A 13,064-nucleotide genomic window follows, 5' to 3' on the forward strand; every position below is an offset into this window, starting at 1 on the left:
ATGTTTAGCCCTAAAAGCATAAAGAGAAATTTTTTCTGCAGGACCTTCACTTCAATTGATCAAGAGAAAAACGGGAAAGTCCTTCTCCAAATCTGTTCCTGAACTGCTCGTAGGTGCAACAAAAGAGAACTGAGATTTGAAGCCGCACTCCATCTTTTAAATTCAATTCATATTTACTCTTGCATTTTTTATTATAAAAGTTTATGATTTAAACAAATGTTTGAAAAGGGAGGTGACGAGTTGAACAAAAAGGAACAGGAAGTCATTGAACTGATCCGGAAAAATCCTTATTTGTCTCAACAAGAGATGGCGGATTCGTTGCAAATGTCCCGTCCTTCTTTAGCTAACTTAATCTCCGGGTTGATTCGGCAAGGGAAAATTGCGGGCCGGGCATACATTCTTCCGGAAGAAGGCACAGTCGTCTGCATCGGCGGGGCGAACGTCGACCGCAAGTTTTGGCTGGAAAAAAAGGCTCAAATGGGCACATCTAATCCGGCGGCAGTTTCCGGCAGCGTTGGCGGAGTCGCCCGGAACGTAGCGGAAAACCTGGGAAGGATGGGCCACCAGGTAAAACTAATGTCCATCGCCGGAAATGATCCGGAGTGGAAGTTGATAGAAGAAACCTCTTCGCCTTTTATGGATACGGAATTAACGAAAACCCATAATGATCTTTCTACTGGCACCTATACAGCTGTACTGGAGCCGGATGGGGAAATGATTTTGGCGATGGCGGATATGGCCATCTACGATTCATTGACAGTGGACTATGTCAAACGCCACGAAACGGCATTGATGGCAGCCGCTTTTCTTGTCATTGATTTAAATTGTCCGAAAGAAACGGTCCGGTACGTGCAGGAATTGGCAAAATCACGCCATATCCCGCTCGCGGTCATTCCTGTATCCACTCCAAAAATTGACCGGCTGGGGGAAGATTTGACCGGTATTACTTGGCTGATTTTGAATAAAGGGGAAGCGGAGCGCTTTTTAAGCATCAAAATCGATTCTCCCGAAGTATGGAAAAATGCTGCGACCCGATTGCTGGGGCACGGGGCAGAAAATGTCGTAATCACCGCCGGGAAAGAAGGGGTGATGGCAGGAAACCGTGAAAGAATCAGCCATTTCGCAGCAATCGACGTGCCGGAGCTTCTCGATGTGACAGGAGCAGGAGATGCGTTTTCAAGCGGCATCATCCACAGTTACTTAAAAGACCACCCGTTTGAAAAAATCATTCAGACAGGGCTAATCAATGCAGCGAAAACGCTGCAAAGCGAATCAACCGTAAGAACTGAGTTATCGGCTATGCAATTACAAATTGAACTGGAGGAACTACTATGAACTCAATGATTACTTACTCAACTGAAGTGCAACAAGCAATGGATAACAACCAACCGATTGTGGCGTTGGAATCGACGATCATCTCCCACGGCATGCCTTACCCGCAAAACGTCGAAACGGCGCGCATCGTTGAACAGATCATCCGTGACAATGGAGCTGTTCCAGCAACAATTGCCATCATGGACGGCAAGATCAAAATCGGTTTATCCGATGAAGAGTTAGAACTTCTTGGCAACAGCCCGGACGTCGCAAAAGTATCACGCCGTGATCTTGGGCAGTTGATTGCAACGAAAAAAATCGGTGCTACGACGGTTGCGGCTACGATGATTTGTGCAGAACTTGCTGGCATCCGTGTATTTGCTACAGGCGGCATTGGCGGCGTTCACCGCGGTGCAGAAACAACAATGGACATTTCAGCCGACCTTGAAGAATTGGCAACTACCGGTGTAGCAGTTGTATGTGCTGGAGCAAAATCAATTTTGGACATCGGTTTGACACTGGAATTCCTTGAAACGAAAGGCGTACCGGTCATTGGCTATAAAACAGATAAAATGCCGGCGTTCTATACACAAGCCAGCGAATTTGATTTGACTTTCCGTGCAGATGACGTAGAAACTTTGGCAAAAGTATTGAAAGCGAAATGGGATCTTGGACTTAAAGGCGGCGCTGTAGTGGCTAACCCGATTCCGGCAGAACATGCGATGGAAGAATCGTTCATTAACGGCATCATTGACCAAGCCATGATTGAAGCAAAAGAAAATGGCATTGCTGGAAAAGAAACAACGCCATTCCTTCTTGGAAAAGTAAAAGAATTGACTGAAGGCACAAGCCTGGTCGCAAATATCGAATTGGTAAAGCATAACGCTGAAGTCGGTGCGAAATTAGCGGTAGCTTACAACGGACTTTAAGAAAATAGGAAAAGAAGCTCTCAACTTTGAGGGCTTCTTTTTTTTGTCTTTTGAGAAAGGTTTCTTCTGCATTTGTTTACGGGTAGACAAAAATAAGGAGCTGAAACCTATGAAAACAGATGTGTTCATTAGTGGTGGAGGAGTCGGCGGCTTAACACTTGCCTTGAAGTTAGCACAGCGCGGAGTGAATGTGACCGTTGCGGAACGTCTGACTTCCAAAACTCCTGCTTATAAAGGTGAATTGCTGCAGCCCAAAAGCATGCAGATTTTTGATGGACTGGGACTTTTTGAAGAAATTGAAGAACGTTCCAATGAGATCAAAGTGCTCGATATGCTGGAATTGTCCAGCACACTGGCAGTCCGCGATCAATCTTTTCTGGATTATAGCGTGCTTCCGGGAAAATACAATGCCGCTTATATGGCGCATCACGAAGAACTGAAATCGATTCTTCGTGAAGCTGCTTCCCAATACCCCAATTTTATTTATTTAGGTGGAACTACCGTAAAGAAAATTGATGACAATGCCGCCCACTTGCAAAAAGGCAAAGAAAAACTGGAAGTGCAGGCTGATTATTTTGTAGGTGCAGAAGGACGGGCATCGGTTACCCGTAAAGCGATGGGCATTGAAATAAAGCAGACGGCGTATAACCATCATTTTTTAACCGTGACTTTTCCGCGTGCCGAAAATTTCCGGGATGGAAAAATCATTTCTACGTATAACCGGTTTTTGGGTTTGTTTCCGCTGCCGGACAACCAGGTGCGCAGCGTGTACTTAATACCGGAAGGGGACTACCAAGAGTTGAAGGAGAAACCGATCAGCCATTTCCATAAACTTTACACGGATTTGGCGCCTTCCATTGACGGCTATGTCCAGCAATTGCAGGACTGGAAAAAAATCCAGTTGATGATTCCGGTGATGTTCCATGCCCCTTCTTATGTAAAAGGCAATAAGGCGATTATTGGGGACGCCGCCCATGCGGTGCATCCGATGGCAGGCGAAGGGATGAACATGGCCATTCAGGACGCGGATGTGCTGGGCGAGCTGCTTGCCGATATGGTGGAATCCGGAAAACGGAACCCTGAAAATCTGCGATGGTTTGAAAAAGTGCGCTATAAGCGTGCTGAGCATGTAATCCAGCTGAGCCATTTGTCTGCACTCGCTTATTCGTTTCCTTTCCGGACCGTGAGCTATTTGCGGACACGGACAGTAGAACGTATGGAAGAAGATCCAATCCTTCACTTCAAGCAGATGCTGAATGTTTCTGGCCTTGGCATGTGGAAAGAAAACGTCCGCGACCGTTTTATCCAAGGCGGCATTATGCCTGTTCGACGAAGCAGGGATTTAACTTCAGATACAAAAGAATTGAAATATTTCACCAGAGAAGAAGATTATCCGTGGAAAGTGGAGGGACTTTTATGATTGATGTGATGAAAATGTTTAAGGCTCGCATGTACATGAAGCGCAATGAGCCGTTTTTGTATAGCTGGCATGCTTATGTTGGATATGAATTGGATTTATTTAAAGCTTTTGAACGCCCTGTAACACAATTTGATGTGGCGGATGCCCTTCAATTGGATGAGGATTTGCTGCGTCAATGGGTAAGTGTGGGTGTCTCGATCGGCCACTTGAAAGAAGCGGGAAGAGGGCGCTATAAAGTATGGAATACGTGGAAACTGCCGAAACCGAAAGGCAATAATTCGTCGGGCGTATTATTGAAAGAAATGATGGAACTCCATATCCCTACACTCCTCAGCTATCCGGAAATGATGCGAAACCAAAACCGGCGCCATTTTGATGAAGAAAAACATGCCCCGACTGTTGCGGAAACCAGCCGTCTCCTGGAAGTGCTGGCCATGCCGAAAATGTCCAAACGCATAAGAGAAAACAAAAGCCGGACCGTTCTCGATATTGGCTGCGGGGAAGCTGGCTATATCAAAAAGCTGGCCGACCGTTTTCCAGATACCCAATTTACCGGCATCGAAATCAGTCCGGCTGTCGTAGAAACGGCCAAGGAATTGACTGCTGGCAATGACAACATTGTCATTGAAAATGCGGACTTGTGGCAGTACCAGCCTGAACGGCTGCAGGATATGGTCATGATGAATAACGTCATCCACTACATCGATTTGGAAAAAAGGCAGGCGCTGTTCACGGAACTGGCCAGCTGGTTGGAGAAAGACGGCATTCTTTCGGTCGTCACTCCAATCGCCGGCAGCAGCGAAGATCCGCCTTTTGCGAATGTCTTCAACAGCTTTTTCTCCTCTTTCGACAACCTCTATCGCTTGCCGACCAGACAGGAACTAGCGGAATGGGGCGAAGAAGCAGGACTCACCATGCTCGGCATCAAAACCGTCATCAAAGAAGGCAGCTGGTACATCGCACAGTATCAAAAGAAAAGCTGAAGCGCCTGCTCAGCCCCGACAAGCGCTGGAGGGCTTTCCGAAGATGGCGCTCTTTGCCATCGCCGGAAAGACCGAAGCGACTCGAGGGGCTAGGTGCTGAAGCTGGACAATAAGAAAAGCTGAAATGGCCGTTAAGATTCGAAAGGCGTAAGATGAGCTGCCGAAGCGGCGTGTCTTCAGCCGCACAGGCAGTTCAGTTTACGACCCGAGAATCTGGCCATTGAAGCTGGACAAAAAAGAAAAGTGTAGTCGGCTGTTATAGTCCCGAAAAGCGCTGGAGGGCTTGCCGGCCATGGCGTTCTTTGCCATTGACGGAAAGACCGAAGCGACTCGAGGGACTAGCCGACGAAACTAGAAAAGAAAAGCTGAAATGGCCGTTTCTTTAAAAAAGCAAAAACCCCTTGGATTTCAGGAAATTCCTGAAATCCAAGGGGTCTTTTATTTGCGCAATGAACCAAGTTCCTGTGCGATAGCCTGCATTTCGTTTGGCGTGATGTTGTCGCGGCTTGCGACCATTTCATACAGTTCCTTCAAGTCTTCGTATTTCGATGAGTTGAAGTGTTCAGGTTTCATTGCATCGGAATTAACCATGCGCAATTTCGCTTTTATTTCTTCAATCATGAATGAGACATTTTCGTTTGATGGTTGTGAGAGGTCCATAATGGATTCCTGCCTTTCGATAGGGTATAACCCATCATTTCACTGTTCAAAAAAAATGTCAATTGCCAATACGTGCGGCTTCTTTCGCTTCTGCTTTTTCTTCTTTGATTTTTGCCACAATGCGCTTCGTTTCAAGCGCAATGACACCGGATAAGCCGAGAAGCCCGATCAAGTTCGGAAGAGCCATTAAACCATTCATGATATCGGAGAACATCCAGACGACATCAAGAGAAACGGTGGCACCAATGAATACTACGGCAATAAAGGCGACGCGGTAAACAATCAGAAGGCTTGGGTTTTTAAATAGATACTGGAAACATTTCTCTCCGTAGTACGACCAGCCGATGATCGTAGAAGAAGCAAAGAAAATGAGTCCAATCGCGACGACAATCGGACCGATTGGCCCCAGGAATTGTTCGAAGGCCGCCGTTGTCAGTGCTGAACCTTCAAGGGACTTGTCGGTATACATGCCTGACATGACGATCGTGATGCCTGTGATCGAACAGATGATCAAAGTATCGATAAACACCTGTGTCATCGATACAAGAGCCTGGCGCCCAGGCATATCCGTCTTGGCAGCTGCTGCGGCGATAGGAGCGGAACCAAGGCCGGCTTCATTGGAGAAGACTCCTCGGGCAACCCCATACCGGATAGCGGCACCGATTGCACCGCCTACTGCTGCCTCGCCGGTGAAGGCTGAAGTGAGAATCGTACCGATTGCCGGCAAGATCAATTCGAAATTCAATACCATGATGACCGCTCCGGCAATAAGATAGAACAATGCCATAAACGGAACAAAATAAGAAGTGACTTTCCCGATTGTCGTGATGCCGCCTAAAATGACCGCAGCCGCGAAAATCGTCAAAATGATGCCGGTAATCCATGTGGGTACGTTAAATGTATCCCGGACTACTGCAGCAACCGAGTTGGATTGTGTCCCGTTGCCGATGCCGAACGCAGCAATCGAACCGAAGATGGCAAACATAACACCCAGCCACTTCTGTTTCAGGCCATGTTCCAAATAATACATCGGCCCCCCGGCCATTAAACCTTTGGCATCAACAACACGGTATTTCACTGCAAGTACAGCTTCTCCGTATTTGGTCGCCATCCCGAAGAATGCCGACATCCACATCCAGAAAACGGCACCCGGTCCGCCCAGAATGACGGCTGTCGCAACACCAACGATATTACCGGTGCCGACTGTTGCAGCCAGCGCGGTGGAGAGCGCCTGGAAGTGGCTGATGTCACCTTCTGATTTTGTATCCTGGTTTTTAGTGAATACCAGTTTTAATGCATAAGGCAAATATCGAACTTGTAAAAGGCCTAAACGAATAGTTAAAAAGATTCCTGTGCCCACCAATAAGATCAGAAGAGGTGGACCCCAGACAAAACTGCTGATACTGCCCAAAATTGATTCTAGTCGCTCCATCGTATTTCCCCTTTTTGTGTATAGTATGGTGTAGCTTCCTTTATTCACCGCCTTTAGATTTAATATTCCGAAATATTATAGGAAGAGTCAAGGTTTTTCTAAAAATAAAATTTACTAAGTGTTTAAATTTCAGGAGATTAGGGAAAATCCAAAAGAGACGCAAGTACTACAATTATTGGGAGGAATTCAGGATGAGCCAAAACAAACTATTAACAGGATTACTTATGGGAGCTGCGGTTGGTGTAATTGTATCTTTATTAGACCGCAACACGCGAAATGATGTAGTGAACAAATCGAAAAAAGTGGGCAGCAGTGCTCAATATTATGCACAAAATAGAAAAGAATTAGTGAATGCTGTACAACAGCAGACTGAAAAAGTTCAAAATCTTTATTCCCGTATTTCCGAAGACGCTTCTTATGTGGGAGAAAAAGTAAACGAATTGAAAGACTTGACTCCGCATGTAAAAGAACTGGCAATGGAAACAAAAGAAGCATTTGTTGATACGAAAGATGCAGTCGTCGATTCAAAAGACGATGTGTTGTCTGCATTAAAAGAAGATAGCCCATCTGCATCTTCATCGTTGGCTGAAGGAAATGATTCAGGTTCTACTGGGACCGGTTCTAACTTTGGATCAACTTCAAATTCATCAGCTGGATCGTCAACAGGTTCAACAACTGGATCTACTTCCGGTTTTAATTCCGGTACCGACTCTTCAAAAAAGGCCTAAGTCCGATAGAAACGAAAAACAAAGGCCACTTTTCAGAGCCGGAAGAGCGGTTGCACAACTTGGCGGTAAGCCATGATGTTACAACCGGAAAAGGATTTTTGAAAGAAGTATTCAAACGGATCAACGATATAGATGTTTTAGGACTAGGAGCGCAATTAGCGTTCTTTTTCCTGTTGTCCATATTTCCGCTTCTTATTTTTGTTATCACCTTACTGCCGTATTTGAATATCTCGGAAGACCAGGTTTATAGTTTTCTGGAAGAAGTTGCGCCAGGCGAAGTCTATGTTCTAATTCAAGAAACTTTGACTGAAATATTGACAAAGCAAAATGGCGGGTTGCTTTCTTTCGGGATCATTGCGACTATCTGGTCAGCAAGCCTTGGAATGGATGCGCTGATAAAGTCGTTGAACTTTTCTTATGGAGTAGAGGAAAACCGCCCGTTGCTGATTGCACGGGGCATGTCGATCCTTTCCACTATTTTGATGATTTTCATTTTGATTGTAGCGCTTGTTTTGCCCATTTTCGGCCGGCAAGTCGGACTCATTATTTTTACATTTCTTGGGTTGGAAGAAGGTTTCCTGGAGTTATGGGGAGCCATCCGATTTACCATTCCATCATTGATCATTTTCGCGGTATGTGCAGTAATTTACTGGATTGCGCCAAACATCCGGTTGAACGTTAAAAGTGTCATTGTGGGAGCCGGGTTTACAGCGATTGGCTGGATTGTCATTTCTTATGTTTTTTCCATCTACATCAATAACTTTGCTAACTTCTCGGCGACATACGGCAGTATTGGCGGAATTATTGTGCTGATGCTTTGGCTGTACTTATCTGCAATGCTTTTGTTGGTGGGGGGCCAGATCAATGCCGTCATGCAGGGAAGAAGCGACATGATCGCCACCAAAAAGAAAAAGCGCCGGCGGTTTTTCCGGCTTAAAAGAAAAAAAACGATTCACACCAAGTAAAAAAATCTTGGCGTGAATCGTTTTTTATTATTCGCCGCTTGGGCGTGCTTTGAACTGCTGCATTTTGTCATCCAGTTCGTCGACCATGGCGATCAAGCGGTCAATATCTTCAAGTTCGGCAGTTTCAGGCTCGATGGCATCCAATACTTCCAAAAACATGTTTAAGCGCTGCTTCATGTAAGTGACTTGCTGTTCTTTATTTGTTATGGATTTACCCATTCGGAACACCTCTTTTCGCCTGTTAATGATAGCTGAAAACTGTAAGAAATTCAATAAAAGCTAGGTAAAAAGCGTTATTTTACTCGTTTAAATGTTTTGAATATTTACTTTATTTATTTTTCATGTTAAGGTGGTGTTAATCAAATGAGAGGGGAGGCCGAAGTGAATCGTCGAAACCAATCGCTGTAGGAAGATGAAGGAGGGGGTTCGAACATTTCACCGGCAGCTTAGCCGAAGAAATCGAATTATGAAAATTCAATTGGATATTGCAAAAACTTAAAGGCTCAGCCGGAATCTGAAACCAGATACGGACTGAGCCTATTTCATGTTTATAGAACTTCGTATGTTTCAACGATGTCAATTGAATGTTCCATCGTGCGCACCATCGAACAGTTCTTACGCGTCAATTCCATTACACGCGGCATTTTCGCTGGATCAATATCGCCTTTTAAGGTGAAATGCAGATGCACTTTGGAAACCCGGCTTGCTTCTTCTTCAATGCGCACCACATCTTTTACTTCAATTTGGATGTCTTCCGCCGGCATTCTCATTTTATCCAGCACTTTCCGCATAACCCCACCGCTGCACACCGCTAAAGAAGAGACAAGCAGCTGATAAGGCCGGAATCCATATTCTTCGTTGCCTGATATTAAAAGCTCACCGAATGGCAATGTTCCGGTAAAGCCATTTTCGTTCATTGAAAATTTCATCGATTTTCGCCTCCTTATGGTAAAATTGTATCTGAATTCTAAAGAAAGATAAAAGAACGTGCTTGAGCAGGAGGTTCAGATGAAGATTTTTTTAAAAAGCGAACGAGCCCGTTTTTGGGTTTTAGTCGCCATTGTTTCAATCTCAGGTTTTTCTCAAGGGATGCTGCTGCCGCTAATTGCTGTTATTTTTGAACAGGATGGGGTATCCTCCGCTTTAAATGGCTTGAGCGCTACAGGGTTGTACATAGGAACATTAGTAATTGCACCTCTTATGGAGCCGCAGTTGCGGAGATTCGGCTATAAACCGTTGATTTTGATAGGAGGCGGACTGGTCATTGCATCGCTATTGGCATTTCCGCTTTGGAAAAGTGTGCTGTTTTGGTTTGTTCTGCGGGTGCTGATTGGCATCGGGGACCAAGCGCTGCATTTTTCCACTCAAACCTGGATTACCTCATTTTCACCACAGTACCGGCTTGGGCGGAATATCGCCATTTACGGCATGTCTTTTAGTGTCGGTTTCGGAGCGGGCCCATTGTTCGTTCCGCTCGTTGGAATTTTTGAAGCTTTGCCGTTTATCGTCTCAGGAATTCTGTGCTTGATTGCCTGGTCGCTTGTGTTTTTGCTGAAAAACGATTTTCCGGAAACTTCAGCTGGACCGATGGCGCAAAAAGGGACGCTTGGGCGTTTCAAAGCCGCCATCGTCATCGGCTGGATCGCTTTCTTGCCGCCATTGGGATACGGCTTTTTGGAGGCTTCCTTGAACGCCATTTTCCCGGTTTACGCGTTAAGGCAATCGATTGAGGTGGCGATGGTCTCTTATATGCTGGCTGCTTTTTCAGTCGGAGCAATTGCGACCCAATTGCCGCTTGGGACATTAAGCGACCGGATCGGCAGGCGCAAAGTGCTGCTGCTTGCTTTGTTTGGCGGGGCAGCGGCGTTCGGAACAGCCAGTTTCTTCGAATCGAACGCTTGGGCAACCTTAGCCTTATTTATCGTTGCTGGGATGTTTGTCGGCTCCATGTTCTCTCTGGGCATCTCCTATATGGCTGACCTCATGCCAAGGGACCTGCTGCCAACAGGCAATCTTTTATGCGGCATAGCCTTTAGCATCGGCAGTCTTGCAGGTCCTGCTCTCGGAGGATTATTTCTTGACCTTACCAAGGAGCTGAGTTTTCTGCTGCTCATTGCCGCGATGCTGCTCGTCATTTTCACGATCATCGCTCTTCGCAGCAATGCCGTATCCAATCCTGCAATTGAAAAAACTCTATAAGTGGATAGAAAAAGAACTTCCGATAGTTTCGGAAGTTCTTTTTATTTGAAACGAGTTTTCTTTAAGTATTACTGGTTATTTTCTCTCCAACAGGCAAACCGCTTCGACTTGTGCAGTCTGCGGGAACATATCGACTGGCTGAATATACTTGATGCGATAAACTTTTGTTAATTGCTGCAAATCTTTTGCCAATGTGGAAGGGTTGCAGGATGTGTAAACAAAACGTTTCGGCTTCACAGTCAAAATGGTTTTTAACAATGAATCAGCCAAACCGGTACGTGGAGGGTCGACCGTCAGGACATCGGGAACAAAATCTTCCTTGCTCCAGAGTTCAAGCCATTTTTCAGCGGTCCCGGTAACGTACTTCGCTTTGACGCCTTGCCGCTTGGCATTTGCTTTCGCATCGACGACACTGTCGTGGATGATGTCCATACCGCGAAGCTCGCCGGCTCCGTCTGCCAGCCATAAGCCGATGGTGCCAACTCCGCAATACGCGTCCACTACTTTTTCGGTGCCTGTCAATTGGGCGGCGCGTTTAATTTCATCATACAATTTGACGGTTTGTGTTGGATTCAATTGGAAAAAAGCGCGCGCTGATAAATCGAAAGCGAGTTCGCCGAGTTCTTCATGAATCGTGTCTTTGCCGTAAAGCGTGATGGTTTCTTCTCCGAAAATAAGAGAAGTTTTTTCTTTGTTGATATTTTGGACAATCGACACGAGGTTAATATCGATTGCTTTCAATTTCTCCAGCAATAATTCCTTTTGTGGAATTTTAGAGCGGGTCGTTACCAGCACCAATTGAATTTCGCCGGTTTTAAGGCCGGTGCGCACAACAATGGTCCGGATGATGCCTTTCATCGTCTTGCCGTCATAAATCGGCATTTTCAATTCTTCCAGAATGCGTTTGACGGCATTGGTAATGACCGTCGTATCCGGATGCTGAACCAGGCATTGTTCAATATCCAGCAGTTGATGCGAACCTTCTGCAAACAAGCCGGCAATCACTTTTGTGCCTTTCAAGCGGGTCTGGAACTGGCTTTTGTTGCGGTAATGCCACGGATCTTCCATGCCGATCGTCTCGTTGACCAAGACATCGGTGCCTTTTAAATAACGCTCCAACGCTTGGACGACCAAGTCACGCTTTTCCACCAATTGCTGGCTGTAGGTCATGTGCTGCAGCTGGCAGCCGCCGCACGCGTCGTAAATCGGGCATGGCGGTGTCTGGCGATGCGGTGACGGCTTGCGCATTTTCAAAATGCGCGCTTCTGCAAAATTCCGCTTGATGTTCGTTACTTGGGCAGTGATTTCTTCTCCAGGCAATGCCCCGGGCACGAAAATGACATTTCTTTTGAAAAAGCCAATGCCCTCACCGTTGATGCCGAGCCGTTTGATCGTCAGCGGAAACTTTTGCCCTTCTTCTATGATCGGTTTATCGTTCATCTCTTCACGTCCTTAATGTAATCATCCCTTCATTATAGTCTTATTTGAAGATATCAGCCAGTGCCGATTGCAAATCAGGGAAAGCGAATTGGAACCCTTCACGTTCCAGTACAGTCGGCAATACGCGCTGCCCGGTGAGGACCAACTGGCTTTTTTCGCCAAGCAGCGCTTTCATGGCAAAGGAAGGGACAGGCAGCCAGTGCGGTTTATGCAGGGCTTCGGCAATTCCTTTGCCGAAATCCTTCATCTGTTTTGGTTGTGGTGCGGTGACATTGAATGGGCCTTCAATCGCTTCATTTTCCATGGCAAATTGAATCGCGCGTGCCACATCTTTTACGTGAATCCACGACAGCCACTGTTTGCCGGAACCCACTGTGCCGCCGACAAATAATTTGTACGGCAGCGACATCAGCGGCAAGGCACCGTCTTTTTTGCCGAGGATGATGCCAAATCGGCCGTAAGCGACCCGGACGCCGTGGTATTTGGCATGGTCTGCAAGCTTTTCCCAATCGATGACGGTGCGGGCGAGAAAATCTTTTCCGAAATCTCGTGATGCTTCCGTATATGTAACAACATCCGAAGGCGCATAAACCCCAATGGCACTGGCATTGATCAAGACGCGCGGCTTCTTGTTGAGTTTTCCGATGATGCGAAGCACTTCTTCTGTGGCTTCCATCCGGCTATCGTAAATTTCGCGCTTTTGTTCTTTGCTCCAGCGGCCGTCATTGATCGAGGTGCCAGCCAGGTTAATGATGGCGTCGACGCCTTCCAATTGCCTCTCAGGATACGCACCATTTTTCAGCCACTGTACATATTTGGTATTTGCCGTCGAACGTTTAGGGCTTCTTGTCAAAATGTAAACCATGTGTCCGCCGCTATGGAACAAGCGCGTCAATTCCTTGCCGACAAAACCCGTCCCGCCTGTAATTGCTATCTTCATCCGTATCGCCTCCATTTCTTCTAATAATACCCGCAATCCATGCATTTAAGCATT

13 protein-coding genes are annotated in these 13,064 nt (G+C 46.2%); 7 read left to right on the forward strand and 6 right to left on the reverse strand.

All coding sequences use genetic code 11. From position 1 onward, the window contains the following. Positions 1 to 240: 240 nt before the first annotated feature. The 4 genes from HU147_RS16450 to HU147_RS16465 all read left to right on the forward strand — a co-directional run bounded on the left by HU147_RS16450 (position 241) and on the right by HU147_RS16465 (position 4,646). A complete protein-coding gene (locus tag HU147_RS16450) occupies positions 241 to 1,335 on the forward strand; it encodes a carbohydrate kinase family protein (RefSeq protein WP_224077266.1) in 1,095 nt (364 codons plus the stop codon). Next, a complete protein-coding gene (locus HU147_RS16455) occupies positions 1,332 to 2,243 on the forward strand; it encodes a pseudouridine-5'-phosphate glycosidase (RefSeq protein ID WP_224077236.1) in 912 nt (303 codons plus the stop codon). Before HU147_RS16450 ends, HU147_RS16455 begins: the two co-directional genes overlap by 4 nt. Before the next feature lie 109 nt (positions 2,244 to 2,352). After that, entirely contained in the window at positions 2,353 to 3,663 is a 1,311-nt protein-coding gene (locus HU147_RS16460; RefSeq protein ID WP_224077237.1) for an FAD-dependent oxidoreductase, read from the forward strand. Then, the gene (locus HU147_RS16465) at positions 3,660 to 4,646 is read left to right on the forward strand and encodes a class I SAM-dependent methyltransferase (RefSeq protein ID WP_224077238.1); all 987 of its coding nucleotides are present in this window, start codon (positions 3,660 to 3,662) and stop codon (positions 4,644 to 4,646) included. The genes HU147_RS16460 and HU147_RS16465 overlap by 4 nt, the downstream gene beginning before the upstream one ends. Before the next feature lie 438 nt (positions 4,647 to 5,084). Here HU147_RS16465 and HU147_RS16470 read toward each other — a convergent pair whose 3' ends face one another. After that, a complete protein-coding gene (locus HU147_RS16470) occupies positions 5,085 to 5,306 on the reverse strand; it encodes a DUF1128 domain-containing protein (RefSeq protein WP_036805842.1) in 222 nt (73 codons plus the stop codon). A 58-nt stretch (positions 5,307 to 5,364) separates the two neighbouring features. Beyond that, the gene (locus HU147_RS16475; RefSeq protein ID WP_224077239.1) at positions 5,365 to 6,738 is read right to left on the reverse strand and encodes an alanine/glycine:cation symporter family protein; all 1,374 of its coding nucleotides are present in this window, start codon (positions 6,736 to 6,738) and stop codon (positions 5,365 to 5,367) included. Between the two features lie 191 nt (positions 6,739 to 6,929). Between HU147_RS16475 and HU147_RS16480 the strand changes: the two genes are divergently transcribed. Next, complete coding sequence (locus HU147_RS16480) at positions 6,930 to 7,466, forward strand: YtxH domain-containing protein (protein ID WP_224077240.1); 537 nt, start codon at positions 6,930 to 6,932, stop codon at positions 7,464 to 7,466. 59 nt (positions 7,467 to 7,525) lie between these two features. Next, positions 7,526 to 8,431: a YihY/virulence factor BrkB family protein gene (locus tag HU147_RS16485; protein ID WP_224077241.1), complete on the forward strand. Its 906-nt coding sequence runs from the start codon at positions 7,526 to 7,528 to the stop codon at positions 8,429 to 8,431. A 27-nt stretch (positions 8,432 to 8,458) separates the two neighbouring features. Here the strand turns inward: HU147_RS16485 and HU147_RS16490 are convergent, their stop codons facing one another. Then, the gene (locus HU147_RS16490; RefSeq protein WP_224077242.1) at positions 8,459 to 8,650 is read right to left on the reverse strand and encodes an SE1561 family protein; all 192 of its coding nucleotides are present in this window, start codon (positions 8,648 to 8,650) and stop codon (positions 8,459 to 8,461) included. 329 nt (positions 8,651 to 8,979) lie between these two features. Next, entirely contained in the window at positions 8,980 to 9,360 is a 381-nt protein-coding gene (locus HU147_RS16495; protein WP_224077243.1) for an OsmC family protein, read from the reverse strand. Between the two features lie 79 nt (positions 9,361 to 9,439). On the opposite strand from HU147_RS16495, the gene HU147_RS16500 reads away from it, so the two are divergent. Next, positions 9,440 to 10,630, forward strand: coding sequence for an MFS transporter (locus tag HU147_RS16500; protein ID WP_224077244.1), 1,191 nt, complete (start codon positions 9,440 to 9,442; stop codon positions 10,628 to 10,630). Between the two features lie 75 nt (positions 10,631 to 10,705). Here the strand turns inward: HU147_RS16500 and rlmD are convergent, their stop codons facing one another. Next, positions 10,706 to 12,070 (reverse strand): 23S rRNA (uracil(1939)-C(5))-methyltransferase RlmD, encoded by a 1,365-nt coding sequence (gene rlmD / locus HU147_RS16505; protein ID WP_224077245.1) that lies wholly within the window; start codon positions 12,068 to 12,070, stop codon positions 10,706 to 10,708. Between the two features lie 40 nt (positions 12,071 to 12,110). After that, a complete protein-coding gene (locus HU147_RS16510) occupies positions 12,111 to 13,010 on the reverse strand; it encodes a TIGR01777 family oxidoreductase (RefSeq protein ID WP_224077246.1) in 900 nt (299 codons plus the stop codon). Between the last annotated feature and the right edge of the window lie 54 nt (positions 13,011 to 13,064).

This window comes from Planococcus chinensis, assembly GCF_020071995.1.
Lineage (GTDB): Bacteria > Bacillota > Bacilli > Bacillales_A > Planococcaceae > Planococcus > Planococcus chinensis_A.

Excerpts from the sequence above, each read along its gene's own strand:
- rlmD (WP_224077245.1), bottom strand. The coding sequence starts at position 12,070 with ATGAACGATAAACCGATCATAGAAGAAGGGCAAAAGTTTCCGCTGACG.
- HU147_RS16455 (WP_224077236.1), top strand. The coding sequence starts at position 1,332 with ATGAACTCAATGATTACTTACTCAACTGAAGTGCAACAAGCAATGGAT.
- HU147_RS16510 (WP_224077246.1), bottom strand. The coding sequence starts at position 13,010 with ATGAAGATAGCAATTACAGGCGGGACGGGTTTTGTCGGCAAGGAATTG.
- HU147_RS16495 (WP_224077243.1), bottom strand. The coding sequence starts at position 9,360 with ATGAAATTTTCAATGAACGAAAATGGCTTTACCGGAACATTGCCATTC.
- HU147_RS16460 (WP_224077237.1), top strand. The coding sequence starts at position 2,353 with ATGAAAACAGATGTGTTCATTAGTGGTGGAGGAGTCGGCGGCTTAACA.
- HU147_RS16500 (WP_224077244.1), top strand. The coding sequence starts at position 9,440 with ATGAAGATTTTTTTAAAAAGCGAACGAGCCCGTTTTTGGGTTTTAGTC.
- HU147_RS16490 (WP_224077242.1), bottom strand. The coding sequence starts at position 8,650 with ATGGGTAAATCCATAACAAATAAAGAACAGCAAGTCACTTACATGAAG.
- HU147_RS16465 (WP_224077238.1), top strand. The coding sequence starts at position 3,660 with ATGATTGATGTGATGAAAATGTTTAAGGCTCGCATGTACATGAAGCGC.
- HU147_RS16475 (WP_224077239.1), bottom strand. The coding sequence starts at position 6,738 with ATGGAGCGACTAGAATCAATTTTGGGCAGTATCAGCAGTTTTGTCTGG.
- HU147_RS16480 (WP_224077240.1), top strand. The coding sequence starts at position 6,930 with ATGAGCCAAAACAAACTATTAACAGGATTACTTATGGGAGCTGCGGTT.
- HU147_RS16470 (WP_036805842.1), bottom strand. The coding sequence starts at position 5,306 with ATGGACCTCTCACAACCATCAAACGAAAATGTCTCATTCATGATTGAA.